At 41.1% G+C, this 21801-nt stretch carries 17 protein-coding genes; 7 read left to right on the top strand and 10 right to left on the bottom strand.

Annotation, left to right across the window (positions count from 1 at the left end):
* Window positions 1-530 precede the first annotated feature (530 nt).
* Together H8B06_RS16165 and H8B06_RS16160 are read right to left on the bottom strand one after the other, a co-directional pair.
* A complete protein-coding gene (locus H8B06_RS16165) occupies window positions 531-947 on the bottom strand; it encodes an energy transducer TonB (protein WP_190995247.1) in 417 nt (138 codons plus the stop codon).
* A gap of 39 nt (window positions 948-986) precedes the next feature.
* Window positions 987-1970, bottom strand: a complete 984-nt coding sequence (locus tag H8B06_RS16160) for a hypothetical protein (RefSeq protein ID WP_190995246.1) — start codon at window positions 1968-1970, stop codon at window positions 987-989.
* 93 nt (window positions 1971-2063) lie between these two features.
* Between H8B06_RS16160 and dctA the strand changes: the two genes are divergently transcribed.
* A complete protein-coding gene (gene dctA / locus H8B06_RS16155) occupies window positions 2064-3317 on the top strand; it encodes a C4-dicarboxylate transporter DctA (RefSeq protein ID WP_190995245.1) in 1254 nt (417 codons plus the stop codon).
* A gap of 5 nt (window positions 3318-3322) precedes the next feature.
* On the opposite strand, the gene H8B06_RS16150 is transcribed toward dctA, so the two are convergent.
* The 4 genes from H8B06_RS16150 to H8B06_RS16135 form a co-directional block, all read right to left on the bottom strand.
* On the bottom strand, window positions 3323-5434 hold the full coding sequence (locus tag H8B06_RS16150) for a type IA DNA topoisomerase (protein WP_190995244.1): 2112 nt from the start codon (window positions 5432-5434) through the stop codon (window positions 3323-3325).
* Between the two features lie 18 nt (window positions 5435-5452).
* Complete coding sequence (locus H8B06_RS16145) at window positions 5453-6799, bottom strand: deoxyguanosinetriphosphate triphosphohydrolase (protein ID WP_190995243.1); 1347 nt, start codon at window positions 6797-6799, stop codon at window positions 5453-5455.
* Between the two features lie 88 nt (window positions 6800-6887).
* Window positions 6888-8168: a FecR domain-containing protein gene (locus H8B06_RS16140; RefSeq protein WP_190995242.1), complete on the bottom strand. Its 1281-nt coding sequence runs from the start codon at window positions 8166-8168 to the stop codon at window positions 6888-6890.
* Between the two features lie 20 nt (window positions 8169-8188).
* On the bottom strand, window positions 8189-8758 hold the full coding sequence (locus H8B06_RS16135) for an RNA polymerase sigma factor (RefSeq protein ID WP_190995241.1): 570 nt from the start codon (window positions 8756-8758) through the stop codon (window positions 8189-8191).
* Between the two features lie 303 nt (window positions 8759-9061).
* Between H8B06_RS16135 and H8B06_RS16130 the strand changes: the two genes are divergently transcribed.
* Together H8B06_RS16130 and H8B06_RS16125 are read left to right on the top strand one after the other, a co-directional pair.
* A complete protein-coding gene (locus H8B06_RS16130; RefSeq protein WP_190995240.1) occupies window positions 9062-9571 on the top strand; it encodes a MauE/DoxX family redox-associated membrane protein in 510 nt (169 codons plus the stop codon).
* Window positions 9572-9594: 23 nt separating this feature from the next.
* Window positions 9595-9882, top strand: coding sequence for a hypothetical protein (locus H8B06_RS16125; protein WP_190995239.1), 288 nt, complete (start codon window positions 9595-9597; stop codon window positions 9880-9882).
* A gap of 87 nt (window positions 9883-9969) precedes the next feature.
* Here H8B06_RS16125 and H8B06_RS16120 read toward each other — a convergent pair whose 3' ends face one another.
* From H8B06_RS16120 to H8B06_RS21025, 4 genes are read right to left on the bottom strand one after another with little or no spacing between them, the layout of a single operon-like run.
* A complete protein-coding gene (locus tag H8B06_RS16120; RefSeq protein ID WP_190995238.1) occupies window positions 9970-11370 on the bottom strand; it encodes a RagB/SusD family nutrient uptake outer membrane protein in 1401 nt (466 codons plus the stop codon).
* A complete protein-coding gene (locus tag H8B06_RS16115; RefSeq protein WP_190995237.1) occupies window positions 11367-14513 on the bottom strand; it encodes a SusC/RagA family TonB-linked outer membrane protein in 3147 nt (1048 codons plus the stop codon). Before H8B06_RS16115 ends, H8B06_RS16120 begins: the two co-directional genes overlap by 4 nt.
* Window positions 14510-15034 (bottom strand): TlpA family protein disulfide reductase, encoded by a 525-nt coding sequence (locus tag H8B06_RS16110; RefSeq protein ID WP_190995236.1) that lies wholly within the window; start codon window positions 15032-15034, stop codon window positions 14510-14512. The genes H8B06_RS16115 and H8B06_RS16110 overlap by 4 nt, the downstream gene beginning before the upstream one ends.
* Window positions 15031-16824: a hypothetical protein gene (locus tag H8B06_RS21025; protein WP_237225596.1), complete on the bottom strand. Its 1794-nt coding sequence runs from the start codon at window positions 16822-16824 to the stop codon at window positions 15031-15033. The genes H8B06_RS16110 and H8B06_RS21025 overlap by 4 nt, the downstream gene beginning before the upstream one ends.
* Before the next feature lie 439 nt (window positions 16825-17263).
* On the opposite strand from H8B06_RS21025, the gene H8B06_RS16100 reads away from it, so the two are divergent.
* The 4 genes from H8B06_RS16100 to H8B06_RS16085 all read left to right on the top strand — a co-directional run bounded on the left by H8B06_RS16100 (window position 17264) and on the right by H8B06_RS16085 (window position 21738).
* The gene (locus H8B06_RS16100) at window positions 17264-17443 is read left to right on the top strand and encodes a hypothetical protein (RefSeq protein WP_190995235.1); all 180 of its coding nucleotides are present in this window, start codon (window positions 17264-17266) and stop codon (window positions 17441-17443) included.
* A 534-nt stretch (window positions 17444-17977) separates the two neighbouring features.
* A complete protein-coding gene (locus H8B06_RS16095) occupies window positions 17978-18535 on the top strand; it encodes a hypothetical protein (RefSeq protein ID WP_190995234.1) in 558 nt (185 codons plus the stop codon).
* Between the two features lie 337 nt (window positions 18536-18872).
* A complete protein-coding gene (locus H8B06_RS16090) occupies window positions 18873-20720 on the top strand; it encodes a DUF3696 domain-containing protein (RefSeq protein WP_190995233.1) in 1848 nt (615 codons plus the stop codon).
* A gap of 1 nt (window position 20721) precedes the next feature.
* Entirely contained in the window at window positions 20722-21738 is a 1017-nt protein-coding gene (locus H8B06_RS16085) for a hypothetical protein (protein WP_190995232.1), read from the top strand.
* The last annotated feature ends 63 nt before the right edge of the window (window positions 21739-21801 follow it).

Below are 21801 nucleotides of genomic sequence, written 5' to 3'. Positions count from 1 at the left end.
CTAGCGTTCATCCTGAGCCAGGATCAAACTCTCCATTGTAAAAATGTAAATTGACCCCGGTCATCTTAAATCTGACCGGTTCGTCAGTAATTGTACTGTACGGCCCGGACCGAAAAAATTGTAATTCCATTACAGCTCTCGCCCCTCCAAAGGGCTCCTGCTGCGCTACATGATCATATATCTTAAAGAACTCCTCTCGCCGCCGCTTCGCGCTTTGGCACTATATCGATACAGCTCAACGCCGTATAAATTATCTCTTTTTTTTAACCCCTCGTTCCCGAAGGGACTGCAAAGGTAGGGAAGTTTTCCGAAATAACAAAAAAATATTTTCTTTTCTTTATCTATCCCCTTTCAACATATCCTCTTAACAGGACGCCCTCCCTCGCGGAGTGGGGCAAAGGTAGAAACTTTAACTTTACCCTCCAAGAGTAACTCCATCATTATCTGCCCCAACTGGCATAAAGTACTGAAAGATTGGCGAATAATTTTCTACCGCAAAGACACTGGATAAGGATCATAGCCTATTGTCGTTATAAAATAGCCACGATAGACTGCTTAAATCGGGTGCGAACAGGCTTTCCATTTTTTGATGCTGGCGCCCATTTTGGAGATTTTTCCATCACACGCAATGCTTCTTCGGCAAATTCGGGACTTATTTTATGCTTATTCACTATTTCGATATCACACACCATTCCGTTTTCACATATCGTAAATTCCATTATGGCGGTTTGCTTAAGCCCATAGTCTACGTATGTTGTACTATCTAGCGAATTAACAATATCTCGAATATCAAGGTTTTCCCGCACAAAGCGGTTCCATCCAGGAACTCCTCCTTCAAATTGCGCATACGTATCTACATCATAGACAATGAGAGAATCTCTGGGCGTTTGCGCAGATAATGTTCCGAATGTAATACTTAACAGGAAAGCAAACAACCAATACCTCATGACTCCTCCTTTGTTTGTTTACTTAAAATTACATAAAAATTAAGTTTTTGGCAAATCAACTGTTTCCGAAAATCTACCTTCACTATCGAAGAGAAATGTCATAGGCTTTTCCGGATCTTTGATAATTTCAAAAAGCGTATAACCCCAAGGCTTCCAAAAATTCTCTAATACCTGTCCATATGTTTTGACCTGCCAATTATCGAAAATAGGCTTCAATGTCCAATCATTTAAGGGCATCGGTTCTATGTAAATCTTTTCAGGAGTTTCCATATAGGTATATTCCGGAAGGCGATTAAACAAATAAGCGGAATAAAAATACCGGGCACAAACTTCTTCGAATTGTATAGGATGTAAACGATGTCCTTTTACTTTATTCAAAATATCCTCATGATAAATAGCATTTGTACCATTGTCCTGTAAAGTGGCTATAACAGCAAAATCCTTCATCCGTAAAGAAAAAATCAATGTATTAATTTCATCCCGATATAAGAAAGTCTCCGGCGCATTATCTACGGGGAATACTTGTATATGAAACGGATTGACATGTTCAAATTCCATCGGCAACACAAGCGATTGTAACATAAAATGTAGGTTCCGAAATTTATGCACCAACGCCTGAGAAAAATTTATTTCCTCTCCACTGCCTACCGCTTGTCGAATCCCCGCTTGTATCTCGTTAAAAACAATACCATACAAAATTTTCCCCACCCATTGAAACAACAACTGTTCAGGAAGAGTCTTCACTTCTTTATAGCCTGCTTTCATTGCTTCTTCTACTTCTCCCTCCACTTCTTCAAATGACTGAGCAACTCCAATAGAACAAGGCAATTTCAGTGATTTATAGGTCACGATATTTTCATCCAACATCTTGAACGGTTTTTCCTCCAGATCAAAAGCACGCATCATCCAAACTGGAAAAACTTGGATTTGCTCATCTGCAGATTGCAGCGATTCTCCGGTCAAAAAGCACGCCCGATTGTCGAAATTAAAAGCAATAAATGGATTATAAAGTCTTGAGCCCATAATGGGAACAAAGGTAAGGTTTTGAAGTTTGTTTTTGACTTTTTTATATATATTTGCGCCGAATGCTAATCAAATGCACAAATTAAACTCTGCATGAAAAAACTTTTCAGCCTGCTTTATTTCCAAGTAATTATAGCTATTCTTATCGGTGTGGCGTTAGGTCATTTTTATCCTGAGCTCGGTATTGCACTAAAACCATTTGGTGATGGGTTCCTCAAATTAATCAAGATGATCATCGCACCGTTGATCTTCTGTAGCATTGTGCTGGGTATTGCCGGCATGGAGGATATCAAAAAAGTAGGAAAATTGGGTATCAAATCCATGGTTTATTTCCAACTAACAACATTTGGCGCTATGTTTATCGCTATGGCGGTTGTAAACCTTGCCAATCCAGGAGGTGGCATGAATATTAATGTCTCCGAACTCGACACTTCCGAAGTTAATACCTACATCCAAGAAGGCGAAAAACAAAAAGGCGTCGTGCAGTTTTTACTCGATATTATCCCAAATAATGTTATTGGTTCTCTTTCGGAAGGCAATATATTACAAGTCCTTTTCTTTGCCATCTTGTTAGGCTTTGCTTTCGCCAAAATGGGAGAACGTGCCGAGCCCGTTAAGCGCGTAATGCAATCTTTTCTGGATGGTATTTTCATCGTGATTAAAATGATTATGAAAGTAGCCCCCATAGGCGCCATGGGCGCTATTGGATTTACCGTTGGGCAATACGGCGTCGGCATTTTAAAATCATTGGGCTTAATGATGGTGTGGTTTTATGTGGCGTGCTTGATTTATATCTTCATCTTCCTTGGCATTTTATTGTGGCGCTATAAAATCAGTATATGGCGCGTGTTGGTGTATATCAAAGAAGAGCTCCTCATTGTGTTAGGTACTTCATCGTCCGAATCCGTCCTACCTGCCATTATGGAAAAACTCGAACGAGCCGGCTGCAGTAAGCCGCTTGTGCGACTGGTCATCCCGACAGGCTATTCGTTCAATCTGGATGGAACAGCGATTTATTTAACCATGGCCGCAATTTTCCTATCGCAGGCAATTGGTCAACCTATGGCCTGGAATGAACAATTATTTTTGCTGTTTATACTGACCTTCACCTCTAATGGAGCTGCCGGCGTTACGGGAAGCGGCTTTGTTATCTTAGCCGCGACATTGCCCATCGTGGGACATATCCCGGTAGAATCCATTGCCATCGTATTCGGAATAGATCGTTTTATGAGCGAAGCTCGTGCGCTGACCAACATCATCGGAAATACTTCCGCTGCATTCATTATGGCTAAATGGGAAAAAGAAGTGGACGAAGAGCAGCTGGAACAAGCGCTGTCTAAAAAGTAGTAAATCTACTCCACCCCGACCTTAAAATCCTGAAATACCAGTGCTGCTTCCAGCAACTGACCATCTTTGTTTTTCACCCCTTTCAATGTAGAGGTCTTCCCCTTTTCCAATAGACTTTTCATTTCTTTTTCCTCTAGAAAAACCCCATTTAATGTACGCCAGATCTTAAAATCACATCCTCTGGCATAATGGTCACATTGTGCCACCTTATCAAACAAAAGCATATTCCCCGAGGCGCATTTCGGGCACTTTATTTTTCCTTTTTGCTGCGGCTTTATTTCCTCCTGTTGTATAGCCACGCGCAATTGAAGCAGCTCTTTCGTGATTTTCACGGTATAATCCTTAATATGCTTCATAAAAATAGCATACGACACTTTATTGGCACGCATCTCTTCGAGTTTCTGCTCCCACTTTCCAGTCAATGTAACCTTCGCTATCGACCGATCTTTGATTAGCTGATAAACCGAAAGCCCTTTTTCCGTAGGTATGAGCTTCTTTTTATCACGCTTGATATAATCTCGCTGAAACAGTGTTTCTATAGTTGCTGCCCGCGTAGCCGGTGTACCTAAACCACAATCCTTCATAGCCTGTCGCATTTCGTCATCCTCTATTTCTTTACCAGAAGTTTCCATCGCTTTCAAGAGTGATGCTTCTGTATGTATAGGTTTCGCCTTTGTAAAACGCTCCGCTAATTCCAACGACAAAATCTCAAGCAATTCTTCCGCTGCTAACTTCGGCAACTGCGCATTCTCATTATCTTGATCATCTATATTCTTGTCATCATCGGGAATCTCTACTTGCTCTGCAGACAAACGCCAGCCATACTGCTTGATAACCGTGCCTTTAGCAATCAACTCCACGCCGTGCGCATCCATTGTTACGGTTGTAATATCTTTCAAGCACACATCCGAGAAACTCTCTACCATACGCTTTGCAATCATATTATAAATATGCTGTTGTTCTTTGCGCAATGGCCCGGGTTTTTCCTCCGTCACCAACAAAGCGTGGTGGTCTGTCACTTTCTTATCATCAACCGATCTTTTATTTAATTTCGCGCCGATTAGGTTACGGCTTATCGCTGCAATTTCTTCGTCCGCGGTATTAGCAAGATGCTGAAAAAGTTCCGCTATATTTTCAAAAACATCTTCCCCGATATAACGAGATCCGGTACGCGGATAGGTAATCACTTTATTCTCATACAACGTCTGCGCAATACTCAATGTCTGATCAGCCGAATACCCATATTTTTTATTGGCATCCTGCTGCAGCGATGTCAAATCAAATAGCAAAGGCGGCTGTTCTTTTGTTTCCTTAGCCTCTACTTTAATTACTTTAGCCTCCGTTCCCACAGCGAGTTTTGCTATAGCCGTTTCTGCCTCCTCCTTTTTATCTATTTTAGCAGAGGTTGCCTTAAACCTGATATTATCTTTTTCGAAACCTGCCTGTATTTTGAAGAAAGCTTGCGGCTTAAAATTCTTGTTCTCCATATATCGGGAACAAATCATCGCTAAAGTGGGTGTTTGTACCCGCCCTAAAGATAAGAGCCCCCTGTTTCCCGCTGCCAATGTCAACGCCTGTGTGGCGTTTATTCCAATCAACCAATCCGATTCCGCGCGTGATTTGGCAGACATGTAAAGACTATCGTATTCCGTTCCGTCTTTCAGATTAGCAAACCCCTCTTTTATAGCCCTGTCTGTCTGGGAAGAAATCCAAAGTCTTTTAAAGGGCACTTTTGCCTGGAGATAATAGTATATATTCCGAAAAATCAACTCTCCCTCACGCCCGGCATCCGTCGCCACGATAATCTCCTCCGCCTGCGCAATTAATTCCTTAATAATATTCAATTGCTTACTCGCTCCGGCATCGTCTATCTGCTTCCCATCCCTTTTTATTTTCTTTACTTCCAAACGAAATTCAGATGGTATAATCGGCAGATTAGACACTGTCCATGTAGGGTAACCGTACGCCTGTGGTGTACACAATTGTATCAGATGGCCGAAAGCATATGTAAAAGCATAACCATTACCTGTAATATATCCATCTTTCACTTCCTTTGCCCCCATCACACGAGCCAAATCCCTAGCTACAGATGGCTTTTCCGCTATAACAACTTTCATCAAACTATACCGTTAAATTTATTTCAACGAGGGAATCGATATACCTTTTATTTTACGATACAAATCTACCGCATAAATATCGGTCATCCCCGAAACGTAATCCAACACCGTCCGGATTTTCGCATATGTATCGGTTTGTACCGTGTGGAATTGAGCAGGAATCATCGCCACGATTTTTTTATCAAAATGTCCTTTATCTTCTTTTAAATAGGCTGGAATAAACTCTTCCAACAAGGCATTCATCACCTTAAACCCCGCGATTTCAATTTGCACCACAGTGGAAGCATTGTAGATACGATCTACGGATATTTCCGATATCTTCTTCATCTGTCCCACAATATTTCCATCCAATGCATCCATCAGAGCCATACCAAAAGTACCGTTCAAAAACTTCTCCTGATTTTTCGCAAATACGGTGGCACAACCATGGATTAATGTATTAATAGCTTTCGCCCGCAAGAGTTCGATACGGCTGCCTGTATCCGCCAGCGCATCCAGCCGGCTACGTAAATCTTCGTCTCCACACAAGGGCAACAAAAGATCTTCTACCTCATTATACGAAAGTATTTTTAAATGATGCGCATCTTCCAAATCGATGATATTATAACATATATCATCTGCTGCTTCCACCAGATATACTAGCGGATGCCGTAAATATCCGTTTGGATTTGTAGGATCGGCCTGTAAGCCCAGTTCCTCGGCGATTTTTTTGAAAGCGGCTTTCTCCGTATCAAAATAACCGTACTTCTTCCGGTGATGGTTACCTCTCACGTGCCCTTCTGCTGCCGAACAAGGGTATTTAACAATGGACGCCAGCGTGGCATAGGTCAATGCAAATCCTTTTTCATCTTTCCCGTGAAACGCATGGGTCAATATGCGCAACGCATTGGCGTTGCCCTCAAAATGTGTTAAATCTGCCCATTCTTCGGCACTAACCTTATCTTTATATACCTGTCCATGTCCCTCCGTAAAATAGGAAGAAATGGCTGCCTCTCCCGAATGTCCAAAAGCCGGGTTACCCAAATCATGTGATAAACAAGCCGCAGAAACGATGTTGCCCACCTCTTGCAAAAACGGATTTTCCTGATCGATGTCCGGATTCTCTTTTTTCATAATATTATAAAAAAGACGTCCTAACGACCGCCCCACACTTGCCACCTCCAAACTGTGTGTCAACCTATTGTGCACAAACACGGCTCCCGGCAATGGGAAGACTTGCGTTTTGTTTTGCAATCTTCTAAACGGTGAAGAAAATATCAATCTATCATAATCCCGTTGAAATTCCGAACGCGCATCGATTTGATCACTCACTTCGCGATGTTCATATCCCCAACGTTTTGCAGACAATAACTGTTTCCAATTCATGTAAAGTATACGTTTTACGTTTGGTAACAAAGATAAGGTTATCGAGCGGTAAGACATAGACTCATTTCGATAAAGTGAAGATGGGATTTCACTCCCACCATGCTAACATAGTACCCACATTTTTCAACAATTTGGCCTCTTCCGGACAAAAGCTGATCATACCTTTACTTTCGTAAAGTAACACCCCCGCTTCGCGTATAGCAGCAAATGCGGCCTCCCTATCCTTTCGGTAACATACCGTAGTTGTGATACGTCGGTCTGCCGGCAAACAGCTATAGTCTTTTACCTGAAAGCCATACCAGAGGCTCATCTGTGCGACGAACTCCCGTAAGGGGACGTCCTTATATGTCCGTACAGCTTTCGTCCAGGCCAATACAGCTTTCGTATCTGTAGTCGCTTCGTACCTTAACGTATCCTTAAATACGCCGGGGGATATTGCATACGTCCATATCGAACCCTGTGCTCCATAACAATCCAACGAGACTTTCTCCTCGCTGTCGCCGGTGTGTAAGCTCAACTCTCCTTTTAGCGTTGCTGCTCTCGTGAGATTATCTAAGCTCAACAGCGCAAAATCTCCATAATTCGATTTTACCACGCCATTGCTCGTACCGATCAGCAAAGGCACCGCTTTCATTTTATCCGGCCGTTGTACATAGGCTTCTCCCTGTACCTTTATCTGCTGAGCTTTCTGCTTTTCCGGTGCATACTGTAAGCTCGACTGCGCATTTAACCTTATACGCGTGCCATCCGGCAGCTCGACCATGGCTTGTTGTTGCGCGCCTGTTGCTACCGTTATAGCCCGTTCCGATCCAGTACGTTTCATCACGTTCGCAGATTCCCGTAGCTGAAACACCCCATCTTTCGTTTTGAGAACTTGCACATCGGCTGTTTGCAACACCTCCCCATGCTTTCCTCCTGCTACCTGCATCTCTGCAGTATCCCCCCATCGAAGGGATACCACGGATTCCGTAAGCGGAACGTCCGCATCGGTGGTTAGCCCGGCACAAGGACCATGTAGAAAATCCGGAATCTGCTCACGCCGCGTGGCATACCAATAGGTAAGCAGCGTCACGACCGGTATCAAAACCGCTGCTGCCCATCCCAACTTGCGCCAAATAGGCCGTTTACCGCGACTACGTTGTTCCGCAGTGCGGATAATAGCTGCAATATCCGGCTTCCATCCACCGGTGGAGATAACAGGCCGTTCGTCCTCCTCCATACTTAAGAGTACATCGGCAATCATCTCCTGTATCTCCTCATGCGCATATAACCTCCTGCAAGCATCCAGCTCCCCCGCCTCCCGAGGCGTAAGGATTCCCTTTATCTGCTTTCGGATAAGTTCTTTCACATATTTCTTCTTGTAGATCATCTGTTTACACCTAAATTTTCTTAAACAAATAATGAGAGCACGTTTTTCAACATCCTGCGTAACTTCTTCGTCGCCCGATAAATTGTATTTTTGACCGTCTGTTCGGTGAGATTGAATTTCTGCATCACTTCTTGATTGCTTAGCTCGTCAAATCTGGCTGCCCTAAAAATTTCCCTTTCCCGGGGAGGTAACGTATCCAATGCTTCGTTAATGAGGCCTTCTATTTCCTTTGCTCTGAGTTTACGGTCTGCATGCTCCTCTCCCACCATTTGCAGATACTCATCTTCCCATGCTTGATTATTGTGTTTGCGTTCTTTTCTTAATAAGTACAAGGCCTGCTTTTCCGCCACGCGCTGCATCCAGAAGAAAGGTTTGTCCAACCGTGCTACGATCTCTTTTTTCTGCCAGACGACTATCAAGGTTTCCGAGATCACGACGTTTGTAAATTCGGTGTCCTGTTGAAAGTAGACTTGCACGTATATTCTCAACGCCTCACTATACCGTGCTTGGATGGCCGCAAGGGCTTTCTCCGGCTGTACGAGCAATAAGCGGAAACAGGTAGTATCGTTATGTGGGTTGCTTTTCCCCATCTCTTCATTTTAGCACAATTCTCAAAAAAAAATATCTTTTTGAAAATCAGATCATTATAAAAAATATTACTTTTCAATAGGTACGAAGCCCGCTGTTTTGCAAGTCATATATAGAAGACAAAAAGAAAAAGATTTAATTAGTTCAACCAAAGGTAAAGTAAAAACCAGACAAAAACAAGAAAAAATAAGAATAAATTATTGACTTACAAATAGTTGCAATAAAAAAGCAGCCTGAATTTGTTATGCCTTCCACGTAGCAGTACGTGACTATTAGATGAAGAAATAAAATGAAAAATTAGCTCTATGAAAACAAAAACACATATCATCACCCTGATCAGCATTGCACTGCTATTGTTGTGGATTCCGGCAAGCTTGGATAAGCTAATATATTTCCAAGCATTCAAATCCGGCATCCTCCGTCAACCATTTTCGGATACATTGGGTCAAATGTTGATTTATACATTACCTCTTTTAGAGATCATAGCTGCCATATGCATAGTGAATGGTAGGTTTCGGTTGGTGGGTTTTGGGCTGTCATCGCTATTGATGGCAGCCTTTACCGGCTACATCGGTATCGCCCTACTGGGCGCATGGGAGAAACTACCCTGTGGCTGTGGCTCGGTGATTAGCGGGATGAGCTGGACGCAACACCTCTGGTTCAACCTATTTTTCCTTGCGCTCAGTATATGGGGTTATTTTTTACAACGAGGTTTACATCGAAGCAGCGGCTCCGGGTTAGGCGCTGCAGAGGGCTTGTCGGCCAAAAGACAACATAAAAACAATTTATTAAACATTCTAAATTTAAAAAGATGAAAAAATTCATCCTTAAAAATGCAATGGCTTTAGTAGCTTTAGCCATTGCAACAGGTAGTTACACGTTAATGTCGTTTAAACCGGCACTAGAAACACAGGAGTTCGGACGAGAAATCCCAAATCCCAGTCAGCCCGATCAATTCAATTGGGTCCCGCTGGAAGGACTTGAAGAAGGTGTCGACTATGACTGCAACGCCTCCGACGAAATCTGTAAAGAAGCATTTGAGTCACATCAAATCGATCCGCTTACCAATGCTCCTTATCCGAATGAGACATCTGTGTCATCAACACCAGGAACCTTTGATATGTAATAGTAACATACTATAACCTATCAAAGGTTAACCCCTCGCTTTTCAATCAAGTAGATGACCAAAAGTGAGGGGTTGAGCTATTCCATCTTACCTTTCATTCTGTTCCATATCATTGTAATCCAACTCCATTGCCTTTGGAATAGGGAAAATATAACGTGCCGAATTCGGCACCAATATGATTTCCTTTCCCTCCACCTGTCTATGTAAATATGTTTCGGTACGAGGATCTTTATTTAAGCGCTTCAGATCCGACCATCTCAGATTTCGAAAAGCCAGTTCCTTTCTTCTTTCCTTCAAAACTTCAGCTAAAATAGATTCATCTTCAATCCTATTAGGATCGGGCGCTGCATTTTCAGGATACCTATGCGTCCATAACAATGCTAAATCACGCTTAGCCTGATCATAGTCGCGCCTACGGGCGGCACATTCGGCTCTTATTAAATAAAGCTCCGCCGTCGTGATTCCATCAAATAGCGAAACTCTCCGATTATAAGTTCCGACAAATGAATGATGCCCATTATCCTGTTCAGCAAAAAAGACCTGCTTCCGTAAGTCCATATCGTCGTATAAGTTGTACAATTCCGGAGACACGTAAACAATCGATCTAAAGGACCAACTCGCCATCTGCGAAAAAAAGACAACTTCGGGATTATCATTATCGGGATAGGGACTTGGTATCGGTTTCGCTGCAGATAAGTTCAACGTATTGTAGTCCAACAATACCTCTGTCTCCTGCAACACTTTGTCAGCATATTCATAAGCTTGCTCAAACTCGTTCATAGCGATGTACACCCTTGCCAATAGTGCATTTACCGCATTTCTATCCGGCAGGCTTTTTCGTAAATTGACTTCCGGTACATACACTAAGGAAAGTAAAAGATCAGACACAATCTGATCATAAACGGTTTCCAGATCGGCACGTCCCGAAAGATCAGTTATGCTGGCAGTCAACTTAATTGGTATACCCATTTTTTTCTGCGCGTTTTCATCATACACATCAGCAAAATTTCTCACCAGATTAAAGTGGCCAAGTGCTCGGTAAAAAAGTGCTGTACCCAAAACCCTCGCCCACTGTAGTTCATTTTCCCCGTTCCTTTCAACCTTATCGAGCCCCTCTATAACTACATTGCTATAAAATATCGATTCGTAAGGGTTCTTCCAGTCGCCAATGTACTTTGCGTCTTCAAATAAATCCGGCTCCCATACATAGACATTTTTTTCAATCTTCGTCAGCCCCGTTCCTTTTAGCATATCATCTGTTAGATATACATTGTCTGTCCCCAGTATGCCCAGGCTAGGCGTATTCAGCACATTTATAAATTCGTTGCTGATCAATGCCTCATAATCATTCAAAGCACTTGGAATCAGCAAAGACCTATCCGGCTTAACATCTAAAAAATCAGAACTACAGCCTTCTAGAAGGAATAGTGTTAAAATGAACCCTACTAATCTATACCTTTTCCTATAACATGTTTTTACATTCATCATAACCCAATTTTTGTCCCTATCGATATTTGGAAGGGAAATGGAACATTATTGTTATCCGGTTCTATATTTCTCGAATTTTTCACCCACAACAACCCTAAGTTACTGAACTGCATAAAGTACTGGATTTTAAGTCTTCGATTCCGTTTCAAACCGTAATTATCCGCATAGGCGACCCGTATGTCGCTCAAACGGATATGATCTCCTTTCTCAACCAGTTGTGATCCATAAGTGTAAAAGCGGTCCCGATACAGATCTCCGTTAGCGTCGGGCATGCTCATCACGTAGGTGTGCTGCTCGTCACCAGGTTTCTGCCACCTTTCATATATATCCCCATGACCACCCAGTCCATAATTAAATCCGTAGGAAATTGATTTCATCCGCACATAATACCCAAACCGGTAAGTGATATTTACCGATGCCGACCACTGCCGCCATAAAAATGTATTTCGAAATGCCCCAAACACCGTAGGGAAGGACGGTCCGTTTAATGTTGCATTTTCTAGCGTAGTTCCGGCAATAATATTTCTGTAGTCATCCGAAATCTCTCCATCAAGATATCCCCTCGGGTTACCGTTGGTCGGATCGAGGCCTGCCCATGGAAAACTGTAGATTGCGAATCGGGAAGCTCCCTCAATTGGAAAAGCAGTAGTACCATACTCAATGGCATTGGCCATGACCGAAGGCTTTAGTAAATAACGCGTAATCTTGTCTCTTGCATGAGAGAAAAGTAAGCCTGTTTTCCATTTAAATGCACGGTCTATATTGACGGTATTCACAATCAGCTCTAAACCATTTCCTGCCGTCGAGGCTGTGTTTCCCCTATAAAAATCCACCCCGCTAGAGGGCGCATAGGGACTATCTCCGATCAGATCCAGACCGTTCTTTATGTAATACTCTGCCCCAATATCCAATCGGCCACCGGCCGAAATCCACTGCAGCCCAAAATTGGCGTTCTTTACCCGTTCCCAACGCAGATCTGCATTAGGCGGATTGATAATCTCCGCCCGATTGAGATACGTGGCTGAAGCGGCGAGATAATTTGCCGTAATCTGGGATGACAGCGTATTATCCATATTTCCATTGTAACCAAAAGAAGCCTTAACCCTCCAGATACCTTTCAATTCGTCTGAAAGCCAAGGTTCTTTATGGACATTCCACACTGCACCGATCGAAAAGAGAGGCACTCCCTTTAAATTAGCGCTTACGCCAAAGACATTGCTTTTATCTTTCCGTGCACTGGCCGACAAGGTAACCCGTCCGTCAAACGAATAATTCAAATTTGCATAGTACGACAGGTTCCGGTTCTGTCGATACCGCAGTGACTGAACGAAAGGAATTTCATCCGTTCTACGTGGAAAATACGACATTGCATATGCTTTCGTATAATCTACCACCTGATTAGACATATACTCTTCATCATAACCATAAAACCTCTGCCTACCATTGCGCATGGTACGATCGCGCATTTCCCACCCCAGCATCACATTGATTTCATGCTTACCAAGTGTATTGTCATACTCTAGATTACCACGCAGCGAATTCGACCGGTTCCTTTCGGTGCCTTCATCCAATATGCCGCTACGAGGGATTGGAAAAGTAGGTAATCCGGAATCAGCCAGTTGTGCAAACTTATTGATCAGATCACGCGCAAAATAACTATTGACCGAATAATGGGTTTCTTCTCTTCCGTTATCCGCAGCGTATTGATAAAGCACCTTTAAGCGGAGGTTTGGCAACAGCTTATAAGCAGCACCTAGATTAAACTGGTAATTTTCGGCCATCTTGTTTCGGTCACCGTTTTCCAGTTCATCCAACGGGCGGTACTGCCAGTCCAATAACCCCATATTTTCTGCCTGATCTAACCAAGGTTTCCTGTAAAAACCATATATGGCACGGTGTTTACCGTCGCTGTCTACCAGTCTTTCGTATGGAGACAGCCCCGTATAGATGGAATGACCATCCATTATCTGTTTATGAAACACACCGAAAATATCTGCCTGCACCGTCAGCCTCTTTTCAAAAAAACTAAAAGCGTTGTTGGCGCGAAGTGTCAATCGATCATTAGAAACGCGCAACTGCTGTGGTAGATTACGGTCATAACCTGTCGAAATCGAATACACATGCTGCTCCCCACCCCCTCGTATATTAAGGTTACTTCGCGATGCCACAGTTTTTCTAAATAAAAACTTGCTTATATCCCTTCGTATATCATGCTGCTTCAACCGATCTATACTGCCTTCCAATTTATCCAGACTTATTTCTTTCTCCCGGTGGGCAATCAGGAGTTCCACCACTTCGGACAGGGGAAGCCTGTCTAGATTACTTTCGGTCGCCGTATACCCTCCTTCCTCGAAAACACGTCTCTCCGTATCGATGTAATCACTGACCGACATAGTCGGCGTATAGAAAAGATCAGGTTTATTTCCAACTGTCATATTGCTCTGGAAAGCAATGTCCGGACGTTGCCCGAAAGATCCTTTTTTTGTCGAGATTACAATTACGCCATTGCCTGCCCGTGTCCCCCAGATTGCTGCTGCCGCTGCATCTTTCAACACCGAGATCGTTTCTACATCTTCGGGATTGATGTCATTGATATCCCCTTCATACGGAAAATCATCAACCACAATGAGAGGAGACATATTCCCGTGGATCGAACTAACGCCCCGTATGGTCATGTTGGGATGCCTATCCAGAAGGTTAAGTCCCGGCACAACGTCCTTTAAACGATCCAGTACATTACTCCCCACATTCAGTTCCAGTTGTTCACTATCGAGGTAATAGGCAGATCCGGTCAGCTTATCCTTTCTAATTTTCTGATATCCCGTAGATATTTCTACTTCCTGTAAAACATTGTTACTTTTTTTTAACTGGAAGGCCATACTATGTCTTTCCGCAGTAAACACCCAAGAAAGAGGCTGAAAGCCAACTTTTGAGATCATTATGGTATCACCAGCAGTTCCTCTAATCGAAAACTTTCCCCCGTGATCCGTCTGTACCTGTGTTCTGATGCGACCGTTAATAATGTTCACATTCGGGATCGCTTTACCCTCTTCATCCTTTACGGTTCCTTCCGCTATCTGTTGAGAAAAAACAGTGTTGCCTATCAGCATGAGCAGGAATACGATCCATATTACCCGTATCATGACTGCCCCCCTTTCCTCATACGCGCTTTTAATAGTAAGCGAATATTCTCCCCGTTAATTTCAGAACCATCCGTTATCGCCAAAACCCGTCCTTCACGGTCCAACCAAACCGTATGTGGTAACGATCGATGTGGAAATAGATGGCGGTAGGTGTTATCCTCGATGACCATCGGAAGAACGGTCTCCCTATTCTTGAAAACTTTGGCTACAATTGCCCGGATATCTGTTGCCTTCTGGTACGTAATCGGGATAATCTGTATATGTTCTCCGAATTCGCGTTGGATACTGTCCAGCTTAGGCAGTGCCTCTACACAGGGGCTACACCATGCAGCCCAAAAATCGAGGATAACCAATTTTTTATCCAAGCTAGAAATATCAATTTCACCATCGGAAGGATGGAACAATGCCGAACTGATTCCCTGCGGTATGGTATCGCCGACCTTTAGGTTTGAATCGGTCAGATTGATTTGGCTGTACGATAATAATGGGATCAGCAATGTTATCAAGGGTATCATTTTCATCGTTCGGTCCCTCCTACTAATTTTTCCCAATCAAAACCTCGTATCTGTTCATAGTTACCCGCCTCCAACGGAAGATGGACCGGTTGCTGTCCCGAATCGCTGATGACGAGCATATCGATAGCCTCTATCCCTTTCTCAATCCGTAATCCGTAGGCTTTTAAAGCCTCGTTCAGTTCCGAAACGTTTGATAAAGATGCCTTGATATCTATATCTATTTCACCCGTTATAGCGACCTTATTTATCAGTGGAGGTTCGTTCTGCAAATAATAATGCAAACGTTCCACAAGATAATCTATACCATAGCTGTTGGACATCGAAAAATGGAGTGGAGAATAACTAACTTTTGGATTACCCCCTTTATTCATCAGTGCATCCGTGTTTCCTTCGGCTACCAATAGAAGACATTCCACCGGGCGCTTCTCTATCGATACGTTGTATTGCGGGAAATATTCCGACATATCCCGCTTCATCCTTTTATATATACTTTTTCTTCCTAACGCGAAAGGTGACACCGCCTCATACGTAAACCCATTGCCAGATCTTAACCAATTCTGGTAAGCAGCTCCTCTATCTTTGGTATTTTGGAGCTTCATGGGATCTTTGACCTCAAGCAGTGTTCGGTTACGCGGCATCATGCGCTTGCCATCAAAAGATGCCATCTGGAAAAGACTGAGCAATGTACAATTGTAGCAACCGATCCGATAGGCTTGCATATCATCCAGTCCAGTTCTGGACGCAGCGAATGCCGGCGATGCCAGTATTCTCCTACCTTTTATCCCTTCCTGATAACCCGTTAGCATAGTTTGCATGATCGGCCTGACCTGCCCCATTCCATTGCCTTCACTTCCGAGAGGTCTGTTGATATTATGCTCTAGTATATACTCTACTTTGGGAGTGAGAATGTCAGCTATCTCTGTTTCTAAATTTTCGGTTTGCCCTTCGGCAGTCCGCGGTTCCGCGGACTGCGCCCAGGCGTCTGATAGATCAAACAACATGAAACAAATCAATGCCAGCACAAAAGGCATTGATTTGTTCGTCATTGCCGCTACCACTCTCCTACTTTTACTGTACCGCTGATCTACGCCAGAGGTACATGCATTTAGTATATCTTTAGTAGCTCTCCAGTACCTTTTTAGTACTTCTTTAGTACCTTTTCGGTACACTCCCCGTACACTAACAGTACACTCGCGGTACATTAACCGCACATTTCTTGTGTCATTGTTAGCTGTTTCTTGGGTGTTTGTTGTGTCATCCTTGGGTGATCCTTGTCTATAACCTGTTCTTAGGCTGGGTCGTGCTAGGCTCAAGCTTGGGTCATCCTTGGGTCGTTGTTGGGTGATCCTTAGGTCATCCTTAGGTTGTTCTAGGGTCGTTGTTAGGTCGGAGAACTGTAGCGATCTTCGCGACCAAATTACACTAAAGTGTGTCTTTTTGGGAACACTTTTTGACTTCCCGTGAACCCTTTTTGAGCATTGTATTTCCCTTTTTTGCCAAACGGTGGTACGTTTTGCTGACATGGGAACACCAATCGCGAAATAGGGATCACGTTTTACCAATAAGGGATCACCAATAGCAACATACTGTTCACTTTTCACAAATGTGTGATCCCTTTTCTCTAAAATGGAATCACGAGTGGCTACATACCGTTCACTTTTCACTAAAGTGTGATCACGTTTTCCTAAAAAGGAATCCCGTATTTCTAATAAGGGATCACAAGTAGCAACATACTGTCCACTTCTCACAAAAATGTGATCCTTCTTCCCTAAAATGGGACCATGTTTTTTCAACATGTAGTCACATCTTCTGAACAAGGGAATAGATTTTATCAATAAGGGATCGCGAAAAAGTAAAAGGGGAACACCTATTTGTGCACTGTAACACCTATTTAGTAAAAGGGTAACACTTTCCTCCAAAAAGGGATCACGTTTTTCAAAAAAGGGACCACGAGTTAGAAAAAGGTTCCCCCCTATCTTCAACTTGTGAACCCCTTTTCTGAGAAAGGGTTCACAAAACGCTAAAATCCGTTCCCATATTTGGGGCGTATCGGCGGGAACTGTTCCAAAATTTGCCGAAGGTACTATACAGGAGTGCTGCTCCTTCCAGTCCGATTTAGAGGGCATGGCGCGCCCATTAGCACAAAATTGCTGCATGTTTTAATCGGTTTTATGATTAGTAATAATTTGAAAATCAAAAGAACCGACCTCCTCTCCTTCCGAAAAAAGGAGAAATATGCGCAAAATCATTTTGCAGGATTGGAAAGTAAACGCTATTTTTATTGTGCGACGAATTAAAATGCCATTACTGACCGAAGAAACCATGCAAACAACTGTGCATATTTTGTTTTTGGAGGTCGGTATAGCAGAAAACATCAAGGTGAAATCCGTCCTTAGGGACGAGCGGGCGATGTAGACCACTTTGCGTTTGATCGCGTACCTTGCCCCTCACCTTTTGCTAACTGCTTAGGCTCTTTATTCGGGCGCGCGGATAATGTTCTTTGTTTGTTGTTTACGGGATTGGTGAAGTAGCACCTCGTTGAGGTGGCTTTGGGTACTGATGTTGTGGTTTAAAATCGCTCGTTTCATAATCTTGAAGTTTATGTAGAACGATGACACTGAAGGCCTAAGGAAACTATGGTAAAAACCAAAGGGTGAACCTTAAAGCTTCCGACCTGGCATCGCCAAACGCCAACCTAACCGAAGTTAGGGTTCCCCGAAAGACTGACATAAGGTTCACCCTCTGGTAATGTGTACAAATATACAGATTACGCAGAGATATGGCGAACCTACGGTCATCTCGTGGGAATTTTGGCGATTTCGGTACGAGAGTGACATCGTTGCTAAGTAGACTTTTCAGTCTACGTTAGATATCGCTATCAACTAATTACTAAGCAAATATAACAAACACTTTACAAAATATCAAAATTAAATTTTAAAATGTGTATTCATGAATTGGGAAATTGAGTTATCTAAATTAATAGAGAGAAGTGGATACTCACATATTGAGATATATGCTAGGACAAATATACCTGTCGCTACAATAAGCAATATCAGTAATACAAAGCATAAGTATCTCACCTGTGAACAGTTTATACTATTCAAACTCCTTTTCGAAGAAACACATCATGGGCTTCTGAACAAGCTCTTTGGAAAAGACGCTTTTAGTAAAGTTAAGACGATAGAAAAGTATGGAGAATTAACAAAAATGGGATTATATTTTAGGGATAAGTACCAGTATGAAGTTTTTCCGAAAAAGAAATTAGTAGATTCTACAGACATAAAATCGAGTAGAATTGATTACTTATTTACTAACTCTTTTGAAAACATAAGAATAGATGAAATCACAAAACTTGAATTAGCATCTGGTGAAAAGATCGGCACTCTTTCTAAGTTATTTTTTTCTCACGTCCAATTAAACTGTGAAAAAGAGTATGAAAGATTATTAAGGGAACAAAGAAAGAAAAATATTGAGGCTAACGAAAGACGGAAAAAGACTGAGAAATAGAACGTCAAGCATGTAAGTTACAGATGCTACGTTATAATAAAAGGATTAAAAAAGAAGAAACTGAACCGATAAACCGACTTGCAACCGCAATAAACAAATATTAATTATAAATAATTAGTGCCGCAGCCGCTAATTAAGGAAAACTGTAGAAAGGTTTGAGGGGAAGGAATCGGTAAGTTAGAATAAATGAGGCTTTTTCATCCTCAACAACACGTAGTTTTTTAGTTTTATAACCGGGATATATTAAAAAAATGCATAGTATCTATATTTTAGGTTTTTTTTAATTTACACACCTAAAGATAAAAGAAATACTCAATTAAAACTTAATAAGAAAAAAATGATAAAAGAATGGACATTGTCAAATTTTAAATCTGTCAGTAAGAAGACAACTTTAAACTTTGAGCCTCTTACAATTTTTGCAGGCGCAAACAGTTCAGGTAAAAGTACAATTCTACAAAGCATATTGTTAACTACACAAACAATACAAAGTCCGATTTCTTCAAGATCTGTAATACTAAATGGTCATATATCCAAATTCGGAAATTTTAAAGACCTATCCTCTCACGGTCGCAAAAAGAAAGAAATAGAAATAGGCTTCAAGCTAGAACCAACCACAGAACAGGAGTTTGAAGACGAAACAACCTTCCGCTTCTTCTACTTTGATAACGAGATAAAAAATGTAGAACTTTCGTACAAATTCTTGGCTGGAATCGAGCAACTTGAACAATTAAATCCAACATTAGAAAGTGTAGAGATAAAATCCTCTGATACAGAAAATAAAAGAACGAAAATATCGATTAAAAAATCAAAAAAGACCAATGAGGAAAAAATTCAAGATTACAAAATCAAATCATTTGCTCCATCAGAAAAAAAATCTTTAGATTATGACATTAACATATCTCCTATTAAAAGTCTTGGCCAATATTATCTATATAAGATCCCAAACGAGGGTAAAATCATTGGGACAAACTTAGTTCACTTCATACCAAATAGCATAACATTTATTGATAATGAGTTAGAAAATCAAATAGATTATCTTAGGGCTTTTCTCGAAGGAAAAAATAACAGATTCGAATCAGAGGATTTACATTTCACAGAGGAGATATTTACGACCGAATTTAAGAATTTAATCAACAGTGTTTTGGAAGATTTTGTAAGTGAGACACGTTTCTCTGAAATAGCTACAAAAAAAATAATTTCTGATTTCAGAAGTAGGGTATCTACTTTAAAAAATAATTTTAACAGTGAAAATCTTTTCAAATGTTTAAAATATAAATTCACACAGCGCTACCTATCTACAGCTTTTAATGACCGAAAAGATGAGTTAGATAGTTTGTTTTCAACCATTGATACCAGCGGGTACATTTCTGCTAACTCTGTCCCGCTACATTTACCAGAACTAGGATATATAGAAAATCAATTTAAGAAAAAACTTAAATACCTTGGTCCTTTACGAGATGAACCAAAATCAATATACCCATTAGAAGGCTATATTGACACATTAAATATAGGATTTAAAGGAGAAAACACTGCGGCTGTTCTAGAATTACATAAAAACAAAGAAATAAAATATGTACCATCTAGAGAGTTTTCCTCGAGTAGCATTGAAAAAGAGATAAAAACTGCTTCACTTCAAGCAGCAGTATTGGATTGGTTAATTTATTTAGGTGTTGCTACTCAACTTGAAACTAGAGATATGGGAAAGTTAGGACACGAATTAATGGTATCTATCGATACAGGCCAAGAATTACAAGATCTCACTCATGTTGGGGTAGGTGTAAGCCAAATCCTACCCATTTTGGTTCTATCATTTCTGGCGGGAACCGACTCAACTCTTATATTCGAACAACCAGAATTACACTTACACCCTAAAGTCCAAACTAGACTTGCAGATTTTTTCATCTCTCAGAACATATTAAAAAAGCAATGTATAGTAGAAACTCATAGCGAATACTTAATAAATCGTCTGAGATATTTAATAGCACGCTCAGAAGGCGATTCTTTAAGTAAAGATGCAATATTATATTTCGTCGAAAAAGAAGGTGCAGATTCGATTTACAAAGAGATTAGAATCAACAAATATGGAGTTATTCCAGAATGGCCAAAAGGTTTCTTTGATGAAAGCGAAAAACTTTCATCCCAGTTATTAGAGGCTGGTTTAAAAAAAAGAAGCAAAGAAAAATAACATGAACTTTTATTTTGACCCAAGTGTGTTAACTCTAGACAAAGAGAACACAACAAAAGACCAGTTAGAAGAGTTTATATATTCTTTGATAGATTACAAAAAGATAATGGATTTAAGCTGGGGTGCTTTTTACAAACCTGAATCAACATTCGAGCTTCTTTTCGAACATAATCTTTATCCTCTAGTCGATAATATCAAATATCTGACAAAAGCATACAACATCGACTATATTCAGCCGGAGGAGATAGACAAAATCATTAGTTCAATACTAAACAAAACGTTGTCATATGAAGACCATTTGAATGTAAAAGATGTTCTATATGATGATACTCGCTTCGAAGAAAACAAGACTAGTGCTGAAGGTCTTAACTTTACTACAGTATTACAAAAAATGGCCCTGTGTATAATATTGAGTGCAGAGGCCAATAATAAAGAACTATGCAATTATATCATATTAAGCAAACTTAGTGTCATAGATTTAGATGTTACTATCTCGTTATGCGATGGCGAAGAAGACTATGAACCTCCTTCTTCGGTAAAAACAGAAATAGTTTCCTATCCAAACTTTCATGCTTTTATAACAACATTTGACGCAGTCAACATTTGGACAAATAGTATTAGTGAAATGTGTTTTAGAATTGCTTTAGCAATTCAATTGAAACAAACAGATGTACGTACAGATTTTTATGAATACACCCGCTCTACCGATATTTTAGTCATGAAAACTTTTTTGAGTTCACAGAAATCTTTAAATTTTCAAAATGACAAAAGTAAAGCTCGGATGCTACTCCGATCTTTAACCGAAGAGATACTTAAAACAAACTTGTCTGCAACCCATGAAATCAGAGAAAGCAAAGGAGGAGAGAGCAAACAACTTAAATGGAAAGAATATTGTGCATGGAGGAGAGATATTGACCATGAGTTCCATTTACATTATTGGACGAAAGGTAAGAAAATGGTTTTTACAGATGTTGTACATCACAACAATTATAATATCAGCAAATTTAAAGAAAACTAAGAAAACTTCTTCTACCGTCAATATAATATAGGTGATGGTAGAAGTTCAATAATGTTTGGGAGT

Origin of the sequence: Sphingobacterium micropteri (genome assembly GCF_014692515.1) — a bacterium.
GTDB classification, from domain to species: Bacteria; Bacteroidota; Bacteroidia; order Sphingobacteriales; family Sphingobacteriaceae; genus Sphingobacterium; species Sphingobacterium micropteri.
This window is presented reverse-complemented; position numbering and strand designations above follow the sequence as displayed.